General features: G+C 50.2%; 11 protein-coding genes, 1 tRNA gene and 3 rRNA genes. 14 read left to right on the top strand and 1 reads right to left on the bottom strand.

The features are described 5' to 3' along the window. The first annotated feature begins 35 nt into the window (after window positions 1–35). The 13 genes from QNH46_RS21800 to rrf all read left to right on the top strand — a co-directional run bounded on the left by QNH46_RS21800 (window position 36) and on the right by rrf (window position 18,965). Window positions 36–980 (top strand): glycosyltransferase family 2 protein, encoded by a 945-nt coding sequence (locus QNH46_RS21800; protein ID WP_283925979.1) that lies wholly within the window; start codon window positions 36–38, stop codon window positions 978–980. After that, window positions 977–2,383 (top strand): undecaprenyl-phosphate glucose phosphotransferase, encoded by a 1,407-nt coding sequence (locus QNH46_RS21795; RefSeq protein ID WP_283925978.1) that lies wholly within the window; start codon window positions 977–979, stop codon window positions 2,381–2,383. The genes QNH46_RS21800 and QNH46_RS21795 overlap by 4 nt, the downstream gene beginning before the upstream one ends. A 36-nt stretch (window positions 2,384–2,419) precedes the next feature. Then, the gene (locus tag QNH46_RS21790) at window positions 2,420–3,277 is read left to right on the top strand and encodes a phosphatidylinositol-specific phospholipase C/glycerophosphodiester phosphodiesterase family protein (protein WP_283925977.1); all 858 of its coding nucleotides are present in this window, start codon (window positions 2,420–2,422) and stop codon (window positions 3,275–3,277) included. A 163-nt stretch (window positions 3,278–3,440) separates the two neighbouring features. After that, window positions 3,441–4,139 (top strand): heptaprenylglyceryl phosphate synthase, encoded by a 699-nt coding sequence (pcrB, locus tag QNH46_RS21785; protein WP_283925976.1) that lies wholly within the window; start codon window positions 3,441–3,443, stop codon window positions 4,137–4,139. A 52-nt stretch (window positions 4,140–4,191) separates the two neighbouring features. Beyond that, window positions 4,192–6,510 carry a DNA helicase PcrA gene (pcrA, locus tag QNH46_RS21780; RefSeq protein WP_283925975.1) on the top strand — a complete coding sequence of 773 codons (2,319 nt, stop codon included), beginning with the start codon at window positions 4,192–4,194 and terminating at the stop codon, window positions 6,508–6,510. A gap of 25 nt (window positions 6,511–6,535) precedes the next feature. Further along, window positions 6,536–8,545 carry an NAD-dependent DNA ligase LigA gene (gene ligA / locus QNH46_RS21775; RefSeq protein ID WP_283925974.1) on the top strand — a complete coding sequence of 670 codons (2,010 nt, stop codon included), beginning with the start codon at window positions 6,536–6,538 and terminating at the stop codon, window positions 8,543–8,545. A gap of 211 nt (window positions 8,546–8,756) precedes the next feature. Next, window positions 8,757–10,253, top strand: a complete 1,497-nt coding sequence (locus tag QNH46_RS21770; protein WP_283925973.1) for an ABC transporter substrate-binding protein — start codon at window positions 8,757–8,759, stop codon at window positions 10,251–10,253. Window positions 10,254–10,479: 226 nt separating this feature from the next. Beyond that, a complete protein-coding gene (locus QNH46_RS21765) occupies window positions 10,480–11,649 on the top strand; it encodes an MFS transporter (protein ID WP_283925972.1) in 1,170 nt (389 codons plus the stop codon). A gap of 142 nt (window positions 11,650–11,791) precedes the next feature. After that, a complete protein-coding gene (locus QNH46_RS21760; protein ID WP_283925971.1) occupies window positions 11,792–13,186 on the top strand; it encodes an ABC transporter substrate-binding protein in 1,395 nt (464 codons plus the stop codon). A gap of 376 nt (window positions 13,187–13,562) precedes the next feature. After that, a 16S ribosomal RNA gene (locus QNH46_RS21755) occupies window positions 13,563–15,118 on the top strand. A 102-nt stretch (window positions 15,119–15,220) separates the two neighbouring features. Beyond that, window positions 15,221–15,296, top strand: a tRNA-Ala gene (locus tag QNH46_RS21750). Window positions 15,297–15,712: 416 nt separating this feature from the next. Then, window positions 15,713–18,641, top strand: a 23S ribosomal RNA gene (locus QNH46_RS21745). 207 nt (window positions 18,642–18,848) lie between these two features. Beyond that, window positions 18,849–18,965, top strand: a 5S ribosomal RNA gene (gene rrf / locus QNH46_RS21740). Together the 16S, 23S and 5S rRNA genes with 1 tRNA gene alongside form the textbook arrangement of a ribosomal RNA operon. Window positions 18,966–19,638: 673 nt before the next feature. On the opposite strand, the gene QNH46_RS21735 is transcribed toward rrf, so the two are convergent. Next, a complete protein-coding gene (locus tag QNH46_RS21735) occupies window positions 19,639–20,463 on the bottom strand; it encodes an NlpC/P60 family protein (RefSeq protein WP_283925970.1) in 825 nt (274 codons plus the stop codon). Window positions 20,464–21,391: 928 nt separating this feature from the next. Here QNH46_RS21735 and QNH46_RS21730 point away from each other — a divergent pair. Beyond that, window positions 21,392–21,850, top strand: a complete 459-nt coding sequence (locus QNH46_RS21730) for a CtsR family transcriptional regulator (RefSeq protein WP_283925969.1) — start codon at window positions 21,392–21,394, stop codon at window positions 21,848–21,850. Window positions 21,851–21,855 lie beyond the last annotated feature (5 nt).

Below are 21,855 nucleotides of genomic sequence, written 5' to 3'. Positions count from 1 at the left end.
ATAGATTACTATTTTTGTCAGGGGCGCGTTTTATAATGGACTTAAGCATCATCATCGTTAGTTACAATACCTGCCGCCTAACGCTCGATTGCCTGCAATCGGTGTTCGACTCCAGGACGGCTTATCAATATGAAGTTTTTGTAGTCGATAACGCTTCTTCGGACGATTCCGTAGAGGCGATTTCGCGCGAGTTCCCGCAGGTGATTCTTATCGCCAATGAGGAGAATACCGGCTTCGCCAAAGCGAACAATCAGGCGATGGAGATCGCTAATGGCCGCTATGTGCTGCTGCTTAATTCGGATACGATCATTCAGCCGGAGACGCTGCAAACGATGATATCCCTCATGGATGAGCGGCCTGATCTTGGCGCAGCAGGCTGCAAAATCATTCTTCCCGACGGCTCGCTGGACAAAGCCTGCCGCCGGGGTTTCCCTACGCCATCGGCCTCGTTCTATTATGCGTTCGGCTTCTCCAGACTGTTTCCTAATACGCCGCGCTTCAATCAATACCAGTTAGGTTATCTCGATCCGAACGAGGCTTATCCGGTCGACTGCCTGATGGGGGCCTTCATGCTGGTGCGGCGAGAGGTCATTCAGCAAATCGGCGGCCTGGACGAGACCTTTTTTATGTATGGCGAGGATGTCGACTGGTGCTACCGGATCAAGGAAGCGGGCTGGGGCATTCAGTATGAGCCAGCTACATACATTGTTCACTATAAAGGAGCGAGCAGCCGCCGCAAGCCTTTTAAAATCATCTATGAATTCCACCGGGCGATGTGGGTATTCCACCGCAAGCATTATAAGCGCCATTATTCGTGGCTGACCAATGCCATCATTTACTTGGGGATCGCAGTAAAATTCATGCTGTCCTTAGCCAGCAACAAATTAAAGCCGGGCAAGCCGGCAACTCGGCCAGTGCCTGCGTCAGCCTCAACTCAGCTGACCCAAGGAACCGACAGTAACATGGAGGTGAGACGATGATCCGGAAAAATCAGCGTTTTCTGACCCAACTGTATATTTTGGCTGATTTCATGTTCGTCCAGCTCGCTTTTCTATTGGCTTGGTGGGTGAAGTTCGAGAGCGGCATTATTCCTTACGAGCAGCCGCTGCCTATGGAGATTTACGCGTTTTGGAGCCTGGTTTACGGCGCCGTATCCATCCTGGCAGGCATCCTTATATCCTTTTATTCGCCCAAACGCAAGAAACGGTTCGCCGATGAAGTGCTGAAGATCATTCAAGTGCATTTCACAAGCCTCGTTATCCTGCTCAGCTTGATGTTCTTCGTGAAGCAGGTCGACATTTCAAGGTACTATCTGGCGATTTATATGGGCTTTAATCTGCTGTTTATTATGCTTTACCGTTATTTTCTAAAAAGATCGCTAAAACAGCTCCGCCGCAAGGGCTATAACAAGCAGTTCGTGCTCATTATCGGAGCGGGATCGCTCGGCCGCAAATTCCATGACAACTTGAAGTTATATCCGGAGCTCGGTTACGAAATCATCGGATTTCTTGACGACTATCAGCAGTGGGACCCTAATGAAAAGGGCAAATACAGCCCAATTCTCGGCACAGTCGATCAACTCGTAGAAATTCTGGAAAGCAAGCTCATCGATGAAGTAGTGCTGGCTCTGCCGCTAGACGCACATTCCAAATATGCGAGAATCATCGCCGCTTGCGAGAAGGCCGGCGTACGGGCGCTGATCATCCCCGACTTTTTCGACTATTTGCCGGCTAGGCCGTATTTCGACAATTTCGCGGGCATGCCGATGATCAACGTGCGTGACATCCCGCTCGATATGGCGGGGAACCGCCTGGTGAAGCGGGCCTTTGACATCGTATTTTCCATAGCGGCTATTATTATAACCTTGCCCGTGATGCTCTTCGTCGTGATCGGAATCAAGCTAACCTCGCCGGGCCCGGTTATTTTCAAACAAGAACGAGTCGGGCTGAATCGCCGGACCTTCCAAATGTATAAGTTCCGTTCGATGAATGTGCTGCCCGAAGGGGCCGTTGACACGGGCTGGACGACGGAGAACGATCCGCGGCGGACGAAGTTCGGGGCATTTATCCGCAAGACGAGTATCGACGAGCTGCCGCAGTTCTTTAACGTGCTTGCGGGGCATATGAGCGTCGTAGGACCCCGTCCGGAGCGGCCTTACTTTGTGGAGCAGTTCCGGGAGGAAGTGCCGAAATACATGGTGAAGCACCATGTCCGCCCGGGCATTACCGGGTGGGCGCAAACGCATGGGCTGCGCGGAGACACATCGATAGAAGAGAGGATTCAGCATGATATTTTCTATATCGAAAATTGGTCGATGCTGCTGGATATCAAAATCATTCTGCGGACGGTCATTCACGGCTTCGTGAACAAAAATGCTTACTAGACCAAACTTTCGTGAACCAAAGGATGTTGTTAGACGATGAGAAACAAGCTGTTATATAGTCTGCTGGTCGTCTGTGCGCTAGGAATCGTGCTGCTTGCGATATGGCAGCGGCCGGCAGAGCCATCATTCACCGGCTTCAAAGCTCACCGTATCATCGCCCATGCCATGGGCGGCATTGAAGACATGACCTACACGAATACACGAGACGCTTTTATAGCCAACTATGAGAAGGGTACCCGGGTGTTTGAAGTGGACCTGCTGCTGAGCAAGGATGACCAGTTGATCGCTCGACATGAATGGGGACAATTTTTCACGAACATGCTCCGTCAGCAGGACGGGATCAGCGAGGAGCGGTCCGGGGCTGTTTGGTCGGCAGAGGAATTCAAACAGGCCAAGGTCGACGGAAGATACGAGCCGTTATTTTGGGACGATATCGTAGAGCTGCTGGCCGAATATCCGGATATCTACATTGTGACAGATACGAAGCAGATTAAGCCTGAGGAAATCGACAGTATTTTTGCCAAAATCGTTGACAGTACGAAGCGCAAGGATCCGAACCTGTTGGAGCGCATCGTGCCGCAAATCTACAACCAGCCAATGCTGGGGCAGATCAAGCAACATTATCCTTTTGATTCCGTAATCTATACGCTTTATCAATCGCAGGACAGTGACCGGCAAGTGGTCAATTTTGCTAGGAGCAACGGAATCGCCGCAGTGACCGTGTCCGAAGGGCGTGTTAACGAGCAGCTGGTTAGATCCTTGAAGCGGGCTGGAATACCGACTTATGTCCACACAATCAATGATATGAAGCTGGTGTCCGACTATAAAAAAATGGGCGTCTATGGCTTCTACAGCGATTTTCTGGCTGGGGACCAAGCGGATTCTGCCTCTTGATCTGTTCCCCTTTCATGCGAACATTGACACGATATCCTTCGTCACTTAGACTAGGAATGAAACGACTATATTGCGATGGAACAGGCATCATGAATAATGGGAATTTAAGGTGGCGGGGCGTGTGGCAGGCCCCGTTTTTCGTGCCGATGTGGGAGGAATGGGATTGAAGCAAACGATATCGACCTGGCGACATGTGTTCAAAATAGACCCCGACCGCCATTTGGATGATGCGGCCCTGGAGGCGATCTGCCTGTCCGGTACCGACGCCGTCATGATCGGAGGCTCAAGCGGCGTTACCTATGATAATACGGTAGAGCTTCTAGCTCGTGTCCGCTGGTTCGAGGTTCCTTGCGTGCTGGAGGTATCCAGCCTGGAGGCGGTCGTTCCCGGCTTTGATTTATACATGATTCCGATGGTGCTGAACACGAAGCACCCCGATTGGCTGATCGGCCACCATGCACGAGCCGCTCATAAATATAGCTATTTGATCCCTTGGGAGCAGTTGATTCCTGAGGGCTATATCATTTTGAACCCGGATTGCACTGCAGCAGCCGTCTCCGAGGCGAATGCAGCCCTGACGGAATCCGAGGCGGCGGCATATGCGGAAATCGCCGACAAACTGCTGCATCTGCCGATTGTTTATGTGGAATATAGCGGCATGTTCGGCAATCTGGATCTGGTCTCCGCCGTCCATCGCTCATTGAGCGGTTCGCAGCTGTTCTATGGCGGAGGGATCAAGGATGCCGGCACGGCGCGGCTGGCCGCTGCGGTCTGCGATACGATCGTGGTTGGCAATGCGCTGTACAGCAATCTGGAGCAGGCGCTGTCAACGGTGGCTGCGGTTAAGCCAAGCCGAGTGTAGGCAGCTGTCTGTATCTGCCCGGCGTTCTGAACTGAAGGAAAGGAGTATCTCTATGCAACCTGTGAACATACAAGATGCGATAACAAAACTAAATCCCGAGCAGCGCAAAGCCGTGGTAACGACCGAGGGACCGCTGCTCATTATGGCGGGGGCAGGCAGCGGCAAGACGCGGGTGCTTACGCATCGCATCGCTTATCTTATAGCTACGCGCAAAGCTCCGCCGTGGGCCATTCTGGCGATTACGTTTACCAACAAGGCGGCCCGGGAAATGCAGGAGCGCGTTTCTCAGCTGGTAGGACAAGAAGGCAAGGACATTTGGGTTTCGACCTTCCACTCGATGTGTGTTCGGATTTTGCGTCGGGATATTGAGCGGATTGGCTTTTCTTCGAGCTTCTCTATTCTCGATTCGACCGACCAGCTGTCCGTCATTCGCAATTGCATGAAGGATCTGAATATCGATACGAAGAAGTTTGAGCCAAAGGCTGTCCAAGCGATGATTAGCACCGCTAAGAACGAACTGATTACCCCTCAGCAGTATGAGCAGAAGGTAGGGGACTACTTCGAGGGCATCGTGGCCAAAGTGTATACCATGTATCAGAAACGGCTGCGCCAGAACAATTCCTTGGATTTCGACGATCTGATCATGAAGACGATCGAACTGTTCAAGGAAGTACCCGATGTACTCGACTTCTATCAGAAGAAATTTTCTTATATTCATGTCGATGAATATCAGGACACGAACCGGGCCCAATACATGCTCTGCAAGCTGCTGGCCAACAAGCATCACCGCATCTGCGTCGTGGGCGACAGCGACCAGTCCATCTACCGCTGGCGGGGAGCAGACATTACTAACATTCTTAACTTCGAAGAGGATTATCCTGAGGCAACAACCATTTTCCTGGAGCAGAACTATCGCTCTACCTCGAATATCCTCAATGCGGCCAATGCTGTTATAGCTTTGAATACGGGCCGCAAGCCCAAGAACCTGTGGACCGACAAAGGCGACGGCGACAAAATTAAAGTATATCGCGCAAGCTCCGAGCACGACGAAGGCTACTTCGTCACCTCGGAAATTCATAATAGCATCAAAAGAGGCAGAAGCTATCGGGATCACGCTATTTTGTACCGAACAAACGCGCAGTCCCGGGTGATCGAGGAAACGCTGATCAAATCGGATATTCCTTATCAAATCGTCGGCGGGATCAAGTTCTACGACCGTAAAGAGATCAAGGACTTACTCGCTTATTTACGGCTGCTGTCCAATCCAGATGACGATATCAGCCTGACGCGAATTATCAATGTGCCCAAAAGGGGCATCGGCGATACAACCGTCGGCAAGCTGGCGGCTGCGGCTGCAGAGCGGGGAGTATCGATTTTCCGCCTGCTCTATACAGTGGACGACCTCGGATTTTCCGGACGGACGCGGAATGCGCTCGTCGAGTTCTATGACATGATTGCCGCGCTGCATCAAATGGTTGAATATTTATCCGTTACCGAGCTGACGGAGAAGCTGCTGGAAATGACGCAGTACCGGCTGGAGCTGCAAAATGAGAATACGATCGAATCCCGCTCCCGGTTGGAGAATATCGATGAGTTCCTCTCCGTGACGATGGAGTTTGAGAAGAATAACGAAGACAAGACACTTGTTGCCTTCCTGACCGACCTGGCGCTGATTTCCGATATCGATACGATGAACGATGAGGAAGAGGATCAGCCTGGAGACGCGGTTATCTTGATGACTATGCATAGCGCTAAGGGACTGGAGTTCCCTGTCGTCTTCATTATCGGAATGGAGGAAGGGGTCTTCCCGCACAGCCGTGCGTTTCAAGATAATGAAGAGCTGGAAGAGGAACGCCGTCTTGCTTATGTTGGCATAACGAGAGCGGAGGAGCGTTTGTTTCTCACCTGCGCGCAGATGCGCACGCTCTTTGGCCGGACGACCGCCAATGCTCCGTCCCGGTTCCTAGAGGAGATTCCAGAGGAACTGAAGGAGGATACCGAAATGGCCCGCGACCGCTACCGGCGGGGCGCAGGGATTGGCGGGGCATACAGCGGCCGCGGATTCGGCGCAGGAGCAGGAAGCAACTTTGGCCACCGGTCTGCCGACCGGGGAGGGACACGAACGTCTGCGCCGACCTCGAGCGGCGTAACCGTGACCACCGGTGTTACCGGAGCCCAGACCGCGAAGAAGGCAGATCCTGCCGACTTCAATGCGGGCGATAAAGTGGCCCATGGCAAGTGGGGCATAGGGACGATCGTAGCGGTTAAAGGCACGGGGAACGATATGGAACTGCAAATTGCATTCCCTGCGCCGACTGGAGTGAAGCGGCTGCTTGCAGGCTTCGCGCCGATCACGAAAGTGGAAGAGTAATCATATTGAGGAGGGTTGTCCGCATATGGATGCGATGCAAACGATGGAGCGGCTCGTCGAGCAATTGAATCAATACAACTATCATTACTATACCTTGGATCAGCCTCTGGTAAGCGATAAGGAATATGATGCCCTGTACGATCAGTTAACCGCGCTTGAAGCAGAGACGGGCATCGTTCTGCCCGATTCTCCGACGGGCCGGGTTGGCGGAGAGCTGCTGAAGGGCTTCGAGCCGCATCGTCATTTGGCTCCGCTTTGGAGCCTGGACAAAGCGCAAACGGAGGAGCATCTGATTAACTGGAATAACCGGGTAATCCGCCTGATCGACGATTATAACAGCAAAAATCCGGACAATCCGCTTCCGTCGCCGACTTACGTCATCGAGCTTAAATTCGACGGGCTGACGTTGAATCTGACGTATACGGACGGAAAGCTCGTACAGGCTTCCACGCGGGGGAACGGCGTCGTCGGCGAAGGGATTCTAGCCCAGGTGAAGACGATTAAATCGGTGCCGCTGACGATTCCTTACCGCGAAGGGACGATCGAGGTTCAGGGCGAGGGTATCATGAATTTATCCGTCCTGGCCAAATACAATGAGACCGCCGCAGAGCCGCTCAAGAATGCCCGCAATGCCGCTGCTGGAGCGCTGCGGAATTTGAATCCGCGGACGACGGCTGAACGGAAGCTGAACGCGTATTTCTACAACGTCGGCTATTCCGACAACATTCAGTTCACGGACCATCGCGAGATGATGGACTTCCTGAAGGAGAATCGTTTCAAAGTCAATACGTATATCGAATACTTCGATGATTTCACCCAGGTGATGAAGGCGCTGGGGCAAATTCAAGAGCGCAGGGATTCGCTCGATTATCTGATTGACGGAGCCGTCATTAAAGTCACGGACATGAGAACTCGCGAAGTGCTCGGTTATACGGATAAATTCCCGAGATGGGCGATTGCTTATAAATTTGAAGCCGAGGAAACGACGACGATTCTGGAGTCGGTATCCTGGAACGTCGGGCGTACCGGCAAAATTACGCCGCTCGCCAGGGTCGAGCCTGTGGAGCTTGCCGGCGTGACGGTGCAGAACTGTACGCTGAACAATGTCGGGGACATTGAGCGCAAGAACCTGAAGTTTGCCCTGGGAACCCGGGTGTTCATCCGCCGCTCCAATGATGTCATCCCGGAAATTCTCGGCAAAGTGACCGATGAGCAGGATGGCGGGGAAATTGTGTTCCCGGATACTTGTCCGGCCTGCGGCTTCCCGCTGGAGCAGCGGGGAGCGCATCTGTTCTGCAACAACCGCTTCGATTGCAAGCCGCAAATCGTCACCCGCATCACTCACTTTGCTTCCCGGGATGCGATGGATATCGAGACGCTTAGCGACAAGACGGCCGAGCAGCTATTCGAAGAGCTGGACATTCACGAGCCGGCGGATCTGTATGAGATTACTTTTGAGCAGCTTATTAAGTTAGAGCGCTTCGGGGAGAAGAAGGCGAATAATTTGCTGGATGCGATCAACAAGAGCAAGGGGCGGGATTTGGCTTCCTTCCTGTATGCGCTTGGCATTCCGAATACCGGCAAATCGACCACAAAGGTGCTGGCCGATCATTTCCGCGATCTGAAAGCGATCATGTCAGCAACCGAGGAAGAACTGATGCAGCTCCCGGATATCGGAGGCATTGTCGCTGAGAGCATCGTTACCTTCTTCGCCGACCCGTTCATGCAGGCGGGTATTCACAAAATGCTTGAACTTGGCGTGGAGGCTAAAGCGCCGGAGGAGCGCAGCCCTGTGAAGGACTCCTTTTTCACGGGCAAAACGGTAGTGCTGACTGGGACGCTGCACCAGCTCAGCCGCGATGAGGCGACGGAGCGTCTTGAAGCTTTGGGCGCTAAGGTAACGGGAAGTGTATCGAAGAAGACCGACCTCGTCATCGCTGGCGAGAAAGCGGGCAGCAAGCTGACCAAGGCCAAGGATCTTGGCATCCCGGTTATTGAGGATGAGAATGAGTTCGTTCGATTGTTGAACGAGTAGAACGCAGGACATCATGCTGGATTGAATTAAGAAAGTAGGAATATCCCTCAGCAAGCAGTCGATTGCTGGGGGTATTTTTTTATAGTTAAATATAGGCTCTAGCAGGCTTTATGAATTTTTCTCATATAAAAAGCTTCCAAAATGTAACCATGTTGCCATCAAATACGTTTATAATGGTGAACTAGAGAAAATACAAATTTTGGAGGTAAAAATGTCTATTAAAGGAATGAAGAAGGCGCTGTTCTTGATCATGTGCCTCGTGCTTGTGGCGGGATGTACTAGCAATCCCGGTTCCAAAGAGCCCGAGCAGCAAAGCTTGAGAGTAATGTTCTGGGATGAAAACTACTTTTTCCAACAATATGGCGATTTATTTGCTATGCAGCACCCTAACATTGAGATCGAGGTTGTAAGCACTAATAATATTTATAGAGACATGGGTCCGGATGGGGACTATGATAAGGCATTTAAGGATTTTATCGATAAGGAACAACCGGACGTGCTCATGGTGAGCATTGATCAGATGGAGACTTATATTTCCGAAGGCAAAATCCGTGAGCTAGATACTCTGATTGAGCGGGACAAATACAGTATCGATACGATTTACCCCGCATTGATCGAGCTTTTGAAGGAACGCGGGGATAATAAGATTTACGGTCTGACCCCGAATTTCTACGGTTCGGCGATTTTGTATAACGCGGATTTGTTTGCCAAGCATGGTGTGGAATTGCCGCGCGACGGCATGAGCTGGTACGACATTATTGAGTTGGCCAAGCAGTTTCCTACCGAGGGCGATGAGAAGACCCGAATATATGGCTTCGACAATAACTGGGGAATCAATATGATGCAGCTTGCCTCGATGATTTCCTCGTCTGAAGGAATTGAACAGATTGATACGAATTCCATGAAGCTTACGTTGAATACCGAATCATGGAAAAAAATCTATCAGACCGCTCTTGATGCCATGAAATCCAATGTATTTTATAACCCTGGAGAAGATGGCTTCAGAGGCGGTTCGATGGAGGAGTACTATCAAAGCCAGCCGTTTGTTATGGGAAGAGCCGCAATGACGACCGGCGACACGTATGTGCTTCGCAATTTGAAGGAAGCTGCGGATGCCTTGAAGGATTACAAGCCTTTTGAGGTCGGCATCGTGGCAGGACCGGCATCATCTACCGACCCGGATAAATCCAGAAACATCAGCGTAAGCGAAGTATTCGCCATTTCGGCAAATTCTCCGAATGCGGATGCTGCTTGGGAATTCATCAAATTCGTTAATGGTGACCAGTTCGCCAAGATTAAGTCGAGAAGCCTGAACAATGGATTGTTGTCCCGGATGGGATATACCGACGAATATAACGGCATCAGTCTTGAGGCTTATTATAAACTGAAGCCGCTGCCGACGGATTACTCGGGAATGAGAAAAATCCCTAACGGATTTTATGAGAAGTTCCAGCCTCTGCTTGATACGGAACTGAAGGCCGTTGAAGATAACACCAAATCCTTGGATGAAGCTTTGGCGAAGATTGAGGCCGAAGGCCAAGTCGCTTTGGATCAAGCGCTGAAGGAGCAGGAAGAGAAGAAGAAAGAAGAGGAAGCCCAGGGCGGCTCCAGCGAAGGGTCTGCTGATAATTCCGCGGGAACCACAGACTCCAGCGAAGGCTCTGACGGAGCGGAAGGCTCAGCGGAAGACAGCGCGAGCGAAGGCTAACCCGAAGACTCTGGTACTAAATACAGCCTCGAATAGGGAATTCCCTTATTTTTTAAACTCTTCGAGTGCTCTATAATTAACACAATCAAGAAGAACGAGCAGGATTCGGTGTAAGGCGAACTATCCTAGAGCTCCCGTAGATTGGGAGAGAATGAGGCTGTCACATTGAATGCTGACGGAATGATCTGGTGAACCGGGCCGGCTATGAAAGAACGGATGGGTGTACATGAAACGACTATTGTACGGCATTGTTATGCTTTGCTTTATGGACTTGTTTATACAGCTGCCTGTCATGGGACCGTTCGCCAAGAGCCTTGGCGCCGGGTCATTCATTATTGGTCTTGCCGTCGGATTGTATTCGCTGACCAATATGTTCGGAAATATTGCGGCAGGCTACTGGATTGACCGCTACGGAGCACGAAATATTTTACTGCTGGGATTTGTTCTGACGGCTGTCGTTATGATGCTATATCCTCTAGTTAGTCAGCCCTGGCATTTGATCATCGTACGTTTTGTTCATGGTTTGACTGGTGGACTCTTAGTGCCCAGCGCCTTTACTTTAATCTCGCATTTTGCTTCGGTTCAGCAGCCGGGTAGAGCGATGGCTCTCTCCGGTGCGGCTGTCGGAGCGGCGGCGATTATAGGCCCGGCTGTAGCCGGGATCACGAAGGCTAAGCTGGGCCTTCCTCCTTTATTTTGGGGGACGGCCATGCTGCTGATGCTTGGCGGTTTATTGGTGGGGGTGGCGGTCCCGGCGTCACAAGCGAAACGGATTACCCGGAGGCTTCAGCCCTCTCGTTCGGTGGAAGGGCTCGGGGCTATGCTTCGCAAGGGGCCGGTGCTGCAATCTTATATCGGAGCATTTTCGCTCATGTTTGCGATGGGGGCTTTAACCTATGCCTTGCCTCTGAAAGCGGATGAGCTTGGCTTCCCGGCACAAGCCTCAGGGCTGATGCTAAGCACGTTTGGCATAGTTGCGATCGTTGTATTCGTTATGCCAAGCAATCGCTGGTTTGATCGGCTGTCTCCGCTCTTGCTGATGTTTTCTGGCGGGACAGTCATCGTGCTGGCGCTACTGCTGCTATCATTTTTTCATCAGCAGGCAGTCATGTTTGCTGTCATGGCTTTCTATGGGCTTGGGTTTTCCTTGCTATTTCCGTCTTTGAATTCTTTACTAGTTAACCATGTTAGCGAGGAATTCAAGGGAAGAGCGTTCGGCTTGTTTTACGCATTCTTCTCGCTTGGCGTCGTAGCAGGTTCCTCGGGGATAGGGGCTCTGACAGCGGATTATGATATTGCCCTACGTATTGCGTCGGGATTCATCCTGTTGGCGGGTAGTGTGGTTGCGCTGATGAAATATGCGGAGTTCAAGGGAAAAGAGAGAAAAACTGCTTAAATCGATGGATATTTGAAATTTCATAAATCACAATTGGTTAATCCTCTTGTAGTTAGGATTAGCCATTTTTATTTGTCATATTAAAATAATCCAATCGTAGTACTGAGAGGTTGTCATGTATAGAAAAATCCATCGGAATAGCATGCAGATTGTTAGTAAATGGTTTATTCCTATATTCTTACTCTCGCTGCTGCTAGTCTCCGCTTGCGGAAAAGAGCAAGGGAACCCGGATACTAACCAGAAGACAGCGATAAAAGTGATGTACTGGGATGAGGCTTCGTATTTTAACAGTTTCGGCGATTTGTTTGCGATGAAGTATCCCCATATTGAGGTTGAGGTTGTCAGCACCTGGGAGCTTCAAAAAAGTGAATATGCGAATTCGGAGCAAGCGCTAGAGGAATTCATCGAGAGGGAGCAGCCAGACGTTCTTATGTTAGATTCAAGGCAATTCGAACAGCTGGCTCCCAGCGGCAAGCTCCTAGAACTTGAGCCGCTTATTCAGCGGGATCAATATATTGTAGATTCCATTTTCCCGAATCTAGTTGAGCTATTAAAGGAAAAAGGCGAGGGCCGGCTCTATGGTCTTGCTCCTGTTTTCCAGGGGAGTGTTCTTTATTATAATGCAGACTTGTTCACCCGGTACGGCGTTGAGTTTCCGCATGATGGCATGACCTGGCAAGAGGTTATCGACACCGCTCGCCGGTTTCCCGTGGAAGGGGATGAGAAGACCCGGATATATGGTTTTGGCGATCAATATCCATTATCTTGGGAAAGCTTGATCCTTACGATGAACTCCACATATGGTTTGCAGCTGCAGAATGAGCAGACTGGGAAACTGACCATCAACACGCCCGCATGGAGAAATATCTACCAACTTGCATTGAAGGGCTGGGCATCGAGCACTATTTATAATGAGGGGGACTTCCGTTCTCTAGGGGATGGGTCGATGGAGGACTATTATAGAAGGCAGCTTTTCTTAATGGGACGAATCGCGATGGTCGTAGGCGATCAATCTCTGCTTAGCAGATTGGATGCAGCCCGTCAGAACGTTAGGGATATTGATGTGTTTGAGGTAGGAATGGTCGCAGGTCCCGTCGATCCGGCAGCCCCAGAATATACCCGTGATATTTCGCTACGAGGCATTTATTCGATTCGAGCTGATTCTCCTCGTGTGGATGCAGCGTGGGAATGGATCAAATTCATTAACGGTGAGGACTATGCGCGGATAAGATCGAGAACCATAAATAACGGGCTTTTGTCGAGAATGGATTATTCTAAGGAGTTTCTTGGACATAGCCTGGAGAAGTTTTATAAGCTTAGGCCTAAGCTTGGCGATGGCATTATTATGTATGATGCGCCTCCGGGAGTAGCAAATGAATTGTTCAAGCTTTCTGAGCGGGAAATGATGTTAGTGCTGGACAAGAAAAAAACACTCGACGAGGCGCTGCAGACGATGGAGTCGGAAGGGCAGGCGGCGCTGGAACAGGCCCAGAGGGAACAGGCTAGAGCTGCAGAAGAAGAGAATGATAAGAAGTAGGATTAGATGGTAAAATGGCTAGGAGACAAACTAAAGAGCAAGGGATAATGGCACCGGATAGGTGCTTTTATTTTATTCACTCGTAAAGGGCAGGTTGAGGATTTATTTACCACCCTAAAATACGAAAATAAATATTGCATTATGTCCTTGGACGTGATAAATTATTACTTGTCGCTCGAAACGAGCTAAATAAATTAGCGTCGAAAACAGTTGACAATAGCATGTGAGTTTGATATAGTATTTAATTGTTCGACAAAATTCGATTTGATTTGAATGATGAAGAACAGAAGCAAGTTCTTTGAAAACTGAACAAATGGAACTCGTTATTTTTAGATTCAATAATGAATCGTCAGATTCAAAATGAGCAAGTCAAACTTTATTGGAGAGTTTGATCCTGGCTCAGGACGAACGCTGGCGGCGTGCCTAATACATGCAAGTCGAGCGGAGTTATTTTGGAAGCTTGCTTCCGAAATAACTTAGCGGCGGACGGGTGAGTAATACGTAGGCAACCTGCCTGTAAGACTGGGATAACTGCCGGAAACGGTAGCTAATACCGGATAAATCATTTCACCGCATGGTGGAGTGCTGAAAGACGGAGCAATCTGTCACTTACAGATGGGCCTACGGCGCATTAGCTAGTTGGTGGGGTAATGGCCTACCAAGGCGACGATGCGTAGCCGGCCTGAGAGGGTGAACGGCCACACTGGGACTGAGACACGGCCCAGACTCCTACGGGAGGCAGCAGTAGGGAATCTTCCGCAATGGACGAAAGTCTGACGGAGCAACGCCGCGTGAGTGATGAAGGTTTTCGGATCGTAAAGCTCTGTTGCCAGGGAAGAATGTCTTGGAGAGTAACTGCTCTGAGAGTGACGGTACCTGAGAAGAAAGCCCCGGCTAACTACGTGCCAGCAGCCGCGGTAATACGTAGGGGGCAAGCGTTGTCCGGAATTATTGGGCGTAAAGCGCGCGCAGGCGGTCATTTAAGTCTGGTGTATAAACTCGGGGCTCAACTCCGAGTCGCACTGGAAACTGGGTGACTTGAGTGCAGAAGAGGAGAGTGGAATTCCACGTGTAGCGGTGAAATGCGTAGAGATGTGGAGGAACACCAGTGGCGAAGGCGACTCTCTGGGCTGTAACTGACGCTGAGGCGCGAAAGCGTGGGTAGCAAACAGGATTAGATACCCTGGTAGTCCACGCCGTAAACGATGAATGCTAGGTGTTAGGGGTTTCGATACCCTTGGTGCCGAAGTTAACACATTAAGCATTCCGCCTGGGGAGTACGGTCGCAAGACTGAAACTCAAAGGAATTGACGGGGACCCGCACAAGCAGTGGAGTATGTGGTTTAATTCGAAGCAACGCGAAGAACCTTACCAGGTCTTGACATCCCTCTGACCGGCGCAGAGATGTGCCTTTCCTTCGGGACAGAGGAGACAGGTGGTGCATGGTTGTCGTCAGCTCGTGTCGTGAGATGTTGGGTTAAGTCCCGCAACGAGCGCAACCCTTAGGTTTAGTTGCCAGCACATAAAGGTGGGCACTCTAGATCGACTGCCGGTGACAAACCGGAGGAAGGTGGGGATGACGTCAAATCATCATGCCCCTTATGACCTGGGCTACACACGTACTACAATGGCCAGTACAACGGGAAGCGAAACCGCGAGGTGGAGCGAATCCTATCAAAGCTGGTCTCAGTTCGGATTGCAGGCTGCAACTCGCCTGCATGAAGTCGGAATTGCTAGTAATCGCGGATCAGCATGCCGCGGTGAATACGTTCCCGGGTCTTGTACACACCGCCCGTCACACCACGAGAGTTTACAACACCCGAAGTCGGTGAGGTAACCGCAAGGGGCCAGCCGCCGAAGGTGGGGTAGATGATTGGGGTGAAGTCGTAACAAGGTAGCCGTATCGGAAGGTGCGGCTGGATCACCTCCTTTCTATGGAGTACCTCGCTTCCGTAGCGAAGCGGTACAAATTTGCTCTGCAATAACAGAGCGACAATAACGAGTATCCATTTGTTTAGTTTTGATGGAATTTGCGGGGCCATAGCTCAGCTGGGAGAGCGCCTGCCTTGCAAGCAGGAGGTCAGCGGTTCGATCCCGCTTGGCTCCACCAATCAAATACCATCTTAAGTCAAATCAACTCCAAAACTTACCGCTTGAATGGTGAGCGCGGATTTGATAAGATAGTCTTCCGCCGGTAAAATGGCGGTTGGACAATTTGCTGAAATTTTGAACGTCACTATGCGTGAACGTTGCAAATTTCATCATCGCTGATCATTACAACCTCACGAAGTGATGGCTGCACATGATCGAGCATTTGATCCTTGAAAACTGGATAACGAAACGAAATTTGCGTTTTAGAAAATTCCTTTTAGCTGAAACTTGTGTCTAACAAGTTTTGAATTAAAAGTGGCTAGCGTAGGTTTTGGGACTGGAGATCCTTTGTGAGACGACTTCTCCCTTGTATGAATTTACTTGATCAAGAAATCGGCGAACAACAGAGCGCCAGGCGCAAAACCGAAGCATTATGGTTAAGCTACTAAGAGCACACGGAGGATGCCTAGGCGCTAGGAGCCGAAGAAGGACGTGGCGAACAACGAAACTGCCTCGGGGAGCTGTAAGCAAGCTTTGATCCGGGGGTGTCCGAATGGGGAAACCCGGCTGTGTTCATACGCAGTCACTCACATCTGAATACATAGGGTGTGAAGAGGCATACCAGGGGAACTGAAACATCTAAGTACCCTGAGGAAGAGAAAACAAAAGTGATTCCGTCAGTAGCGGCGAGCGAACGCGGATTAGCCTAAACCAGGGAGCTTGCTCTCTGGGGTTGTGGGACGTCTCACATGGAGTTACAAAGGAACCGATTAGACGAACAGGTCTGGAAAGGCCGGCCATAGAAGGTAAAAGCCCTGTAATCGAAAGTCTGTTCCCTCCGAGACGGATCCCGAGTAGTGCGGGGCACGTGAAACCCCGTATGAATCTGCCAGGACCATCTGGTAAGGCTAAATACTCCCTAGCGACCGATAGTGAAGCAGTACCGTGAGGGAAAGGTGAAAAGCACCCCGGGAGGGGAGTGAAAAAGAACCTGAAACCGTGTGCTTACAAGAAGTCAGAGCCCTATTTATGGGTGATGGCGTGCCTTTTGTAGAATGAACCGGCGAGTTACGTTCCCGTGCAAGGTTAAGGTGAAGAGCCGAAGCCGCAGCGAAAGCGAGTCTGAATAGGGCGATTGAGTACGTGGACGTAGACCCGAAACCGGGTGATCTACCCCTGTCCAGGGTGAAGGTGCGGTAACACGCACTGGAGGCCCGAACCCACGTATGTTGAAAAATGCGGGGATGAGGTGGGGGTAGCGGAGAAATTCCAATCGAACTCGGAGATAGCTGGTTCTCCCCGAAATAGCTTTAGGGCTAGCCTCGGTGAATAGAGTCGTGGAGGTAGAGCACTGATTGGGTGCGGGGCCCGCCAAGGGTTACCAAGCTCAGTCAAACTCCGAATGCCATAGACTTATAACCGGGAGTCAGACAGTGAGTGCTAAGATCCATTGTCAAGAGGGAAACAGCCCAGACCATCAGCTAAGGTCCCCAAGTGTGTGTTAAGTGGGAAAGGATGTGGAGTTGCACAGACAACCAGGATGTTGGCTTAGAAGCAGCCACCATTTAAAGAGTGCGTAATAGCTCACTGGTCGAGTGACTCTGCGCCGAAAATGTAACGGGGCTAAACACACCACCGAAGCTATGGCTTGATGCTTTGCATCAGGGGTAGGGGAGCGTTGTATGCGGATTGAAGTTGGACCGGAAGGACTGGTGGACTGCATACAAGTGAGAATGCCGGTATGAGTAACGAAAAGATCAGTGAGAATCTGATCCGCCGAAAGCCCAAGGTTTCCTGAGGAAGGTTCGTCCGCTCAGGGTAAGTCGGGACCTAAGGCGAGGCCGAAAGGCGTAGTCGAAGGACAACAGGTTGAAATTCCTGTACCACCGTAATCCGTTATGAGCGATGGGGTGACGCAGTAGGGTAGTGACGCGAGCTGATGGATGCTCGTCCAAGCAGTGAGGCTGATGTGTAGGCAAATCCGCACATCGTTAAGGCTGGGCTGTGATGGGGAGGGAAAATTTACAGTACCGAAGGTCATGATCTCACACTGCCAAGAAAAGCCTCTAGCCAGGAGAAGGTGCCCGTACCGCAAACCGACACAGGTAGGCGAGAAGAGAATTCTAAGGCGCGCGGAAGAACTCTCGTTAAGGAACTCGGCAAAATGACCCCGTAACTTTGGGAGAAGGGGTGCCCCGGTAGTGTGAATAGCACGAGGGGGCCGCAGTGAAAAGGCCCAAGCGACTGTTTAGCAAAAACACAGGTCTGTGCGAAGCCGTAAGGCGAAGTATACGGGCTGACGCCTGCCCGGTGCTGGAAGGTTAAGGGGAGCGGTTAGGGGTAACCCGAAGCTGTGAACCGAAGCCCCAGTAAACGGCGGCCGTAACTATAACGGTCCTAAGGTAGCGAAATTCCTTGTCAGGTAAATTCTGACCCGCACGAATGGCGTAACGACTTGGGCGCTGTCTCAACGAGAGATCCGGTGAAATTTTAATACCTGTGAAGATGCAGGTTACCCGCGACAAGACGGAAAGACCCCATGGAGCTTTACTACAGCTTGATATTGAACTTTGATGCGATTTGTACAGGATAGGTGGGAGCCTAGGAATCCGGAGCGCCAGCTTCGGTGGAGGCGCCGTTGGGATACCACCCTGATCGTATCGAAGTTCTAACCTGGGACCGTGATCCGGTTCGGGGACAGTGTCAGGTGGGTAGTTTGACTGGGGCGGTCGCCTCCTAAAGAGTAACGGAGGCGCCCCAAGGTTCCCTCAGAATGGTTGGAAATCATTCGCAGAGTGCAAAGGCAAAAGGGAGCTTGACTGCGAGACTGACAAGTCGAGCAGGGACGAAAGTCGGGCTTAGTGATCCGGTGGTACCGCATGGAAGGGCCATCGCTCAACGGATAAAAGCTACCCTGGGGATAACAGGCTTATCTCCCCCAAGAGTCCACATCGACGGGGAGGTTTGGCACCTCGATGTCGGCTCATCGCATCCTGGGGCTGAAGTAGGTCCCAAGGGTTGGGCTGTTCGCCCATTAAAGCGGTACGCGAGCTGGGTTCAGAACGTCGTGAGACAGTTCGGTCCCTATCTGTCGTGGGCGTAGGAAATTTGAGAGGAGCTGTCCTTAGTACGAGAGGACCGGGATGGACGCACCGCTGGTGCACCAGTTGTTCCGCCAGGAGCATAGCTGGGTAGCTACGTGCGGATGGGATAAACGCTGAAAGCATCTAAGCGTGAAGCCCTCCTCAAGATGAGATTTCCCAATTAGTAAGACCCCTTGAAGACGACGAGGTTGATAGGCCTGAGGTGGAAGTGCAGCAATGTATGGAGCTGACAGGTACTAATCGGTCGAGGGCTTATCCAAATAACACCCCAAAAAGTGAAGCGGAGGCTTCGAAGAGTATACCGAATACTTTTCGGGGGCCCCGGTGAACCAAGTAAGGGCTAACACGCAAATGAAGTTTCGTATCCAGTTTTCAGGTGATCAAGTCATCTGAAACGCTGCAATATTCATACACGTACTAGCGTAGTACCGAATATTTCGCGGCAGCATTTGTTCCACAAATGCCTGTTTGGTGGCAATGGCGGAGGGGTTCCACACGTACCCATCTCGAACACGACCGTTAAGCCCTCCAGCGCCGATGGTACTTGGACCGCAGGGTCCTGGGAGAGTAGGACGTCGCCAAGCAACTGAAAAAGCACTGTTGATCCAAAGATCAGCAGTGCTTTTTTGTTTTTCTAAGTGTTGTTTGCATTGCGTCGAACACGTTCTTACGGACAAGAGATCCGCTATTTGCTGTTTTTATGTGAAATCGGCAAGCCAACGGACACAGAAGGCGCTATTCAGTGGAAATAGCCGTCGAAGCCATGGATTTTACATCAATAGGCTCCCTTGTGTCCATTAGTTCCAGAAAAGGCAGCATTTTTGCGAAATAGCGGAACTAAGGTCCGTAAGAGATCAGCAGAACTAGAGACAGCAAAAAGACAACCTGTACTTGACGTTCAAATGATCGCTACAGGTGAAAATAGAGACTAAGTGTATTTTATGTATTGATTTTGCCACCTTTTTCAAAATTACTCGAACTAAATGTAATTCATGCAGTAGTAATACGTTAATTTGCTTAAATTCTTATAATAGCCAGAAATTAGATGTAGGTACTCCAGTTAGCTCCCCGCAATACGCCAAAATTCGGTCAACTACATGTAGGAAATACATCTAGATCCTCCTTCCATTAGTGCTACCACCTCCGTAACGCCCCAATTGGGCAAAGGATTCGTCAGTTAGCCATTTACTATTGTCTGGTTAATCTAAGCTTGCTGAGTAATCCTGCATATATTAATGATAAATACTGTGCACATGGTTAGAAATAACGTTTTGCCCCTGCATATGCGGCGCCATAATAGTCATCCCCAAAGATGTATTCCAGTTGGACTCCGTCCCGTGGATCCGTATCGGCGTTAATCATCAAATCGTTTCCTAAATAGATTGCAACGTGAGTGATTGTTTCTGAGCCATGCTCTTTAAAAAATACAAGGTCCCCTTTTCTTAATTGATCTTTTGGCACATAGGTTCCATATTGATATTGCCAATTGGAGGTTCGTGGCAATTTAATCCCTGCTCTGCCATACACATATTGAGTGAATGACGAACAATCCAAGGCAACCCAAGGTTTTTCCCCGCCCCAAACATAAGGAACATCAAACTGATCCTTTGCCACGGCGATGATGTAATCCGCTTTCTCCTCCCAATTGGCGTTCGGTGGTATGGATGGTGGTGCGGTAGGGACATTGATTACTAGACCGGGAAAAATGTGCTGAGGATCTTTTACCTTGGGATTGGCCTCAAGCAAATAGGCAAGGGGGATCCCCTTACTTTGGGCAATGCTCCAGAACGTATCGCCAGCTTGTATCTTATAAGTGGTCCTGGATACTTCGTTCGCCGGGATTAATCCCGGCGCCGGTTTATGACCGTGAGGCAGGCTGATCAGCAAACCTCTCCAAATATTTTCTGGATCCACTAAGGAATTGATTGTTTGCAGCTCGGACACGTCTACCTCAAAATCCTTGGCAATGGACCAGAATGTCTCGTTACCCTTGGCTGTATATTGATCGTATGGAACCGCAAAGCATGTTTGCGGGAGGATTGCATTTACAAATACAACGGTGGCGATAATTAGCTTTTTCAAATGAACTCCTCCATTTACTTTTTTATAGAATATCCTGATCTGCAGTTTACTTATCCAGAGAACATGTTTTTTCTTGGGTTTCGAGATAATACTAGGGGCTGCAGGGTCCTGAGAGAGCAGGATATTACTAAGGCAAAAGGCACTGCGTGCTGGGAGCTGCGTAAACCGCACGCTGGAAGCTGCGTAAATATGAAGAAGTATTGTTGTTTTTGAATCGGTGTGTTTTTGTACTGCTCCGTGTTTTGACTGTAATTGGCCCGTAACGGACAGGAGATTCCCTATTTATGGTTTTTGCACGAATTCAGCACCACAACGGACACAGAAGGCGCTATTTAGTGAAGTTGGTTTATGAACACATCGATTTTGGACAAATAAGTTCCGCTGTGTCCGTTAGAATCGAAAAAAGCGGCATTTATGCGATATAGAGGAACTAGGGTCCGTAAGAGTACAGAATAACTAAAAGACACCACCCTTAGGCTGGTTCAAAGACCAAGAGCCGGCACAAAGGCTGACTCAAAGACCCTACTTAAGGGTCTGGCTCAAACTCAAATACTTGACACGAAGCACGGATTGACTCAATGCACTGCCTCAATGCACTGACTCAAAGGCTGGTCTCAACAACTTTGACACGAAGCACGGATTGACTCAATGCACTGACTCATCAGGCTGGCTGAAAGCACCCGATCTTAAGCACCCGGCTCTAGTCACGCCTTTTTAGAATGCTTTTTTGAATAACTTCCCCGCCTCAGGTTACACTGAAATGTATAAGACACCTCTTGGCAAAGTATGAAATTGTGATATAATAAAGTTAAAGTCAAAGAAAGTCAAAGTCAACAAACGGTAGCCATAACGAATTATACGGAGAGCTTTGCCGGACGAGGCGGCATATCGTGTCGGCTTAACGTTTGAGCATGGGAGGGATGATGGATTGCGTAATATCTCCGATATTATCGAACAATATCTCAAGGGTATTTTGCATCAAAGTCCTGAAGGAACCGTTGAAATTCAACGCAATGATCTGGCTGACCGGTTTTCCTGCGTTCCATCGCAAATCAACTATGTAATCAGTACCAGGTTTACCCTTGAGAAAGGGTACCTGGTTGAAAGCAAACGGGGCGGCGGCGGTTACATCAGGATTCGGCGTATCGAGCTGCCTGGTCCGACCAGCCTGCATACCCACTTGCATCACACGATTGGCGATGAAATGGGTCAAACGGCTGCGGAAGGGCTAATATATCAACTGGAGGAAGCTCGTTTCTTGAACCGCCGAGAGGCGGCACTCATGCGAGCGGCTATCTCCAGGGAAGTCTTGATGCTAAAACTGCCTGAACGCGATCGGCTTCGGGCAAGAATCATGAAGGCCATGTTGATTTCACTTTTAGGTTAACGAGT

Origin of the sequence: Paenibacillus woosongensis (assembly GCF_030122845.1) — a bacterium.
Classification (GTDB): Bacteria; Bacillota; Bacilli; order Paenibacillales; family Paenibacillaceae; genus Fontibacillus; species Fontibacillus woosongensis_A.
The sequence above is the reverse complement of the archived record's forward strand: the minus strand, read 5'-3'. Positions and strand labels throughout refer to the sequence as shown.

Coding starts and splice junctions, on each gene's coding strand:
- QNH46_RS21800 (WP_283925979.1), top strand. CDS start 36: ATGGACTTAAGCATCATCATCGTTAGTTACAATACCTGCCGCCTAACG.
- QNH46_RS21795 (WP_283925978.1), top strand. CDS start 977: ATGATCCGGAAAAATCAGCGTTTTCTGACCCAACTGTATATTTTGGCT.
- QNH46_RS21790 (WP_283925977.1), top strand. CDS start 2,420: ATGAGAAACAAGCTGTTATATAGTCTGCTGGTCGTCTGTGCGCTAGGA.
- pcrA (WP_283925975.1), top strand. CDS start 4,192: ATGCAACCTGTGAACATACAAGATGCGATAACAAAACTAAATCCCGAG.
- ligA (WP_283925974.1), top strand. CDS start 6,536: ATGGATGCGATGCAAACGATGGAGCGGCTCGTCGAGCAATTGAATCAA.
- QNH46_RS21770 (WP_283925973.1), top strand. CDS start 8,757: ATGTCTATTAAAGGAATGAAGAAGGCGCTGTTCTTGATCATGTGCCTC.
- QNH46_RS21765 (WP_283925972.1), top strand. CDS start 10,480: ATGAAACGACTATTGTACGGCATTGTTATGCTTTGCTTTATGGACTTG.
- QNH46_RS21760 (WP_283925971.1), top strand. CDS start 11,792: ATGCAGATTGTTAGTAAATGGTTTATTCCTATATTCTTACTCTCGCTG.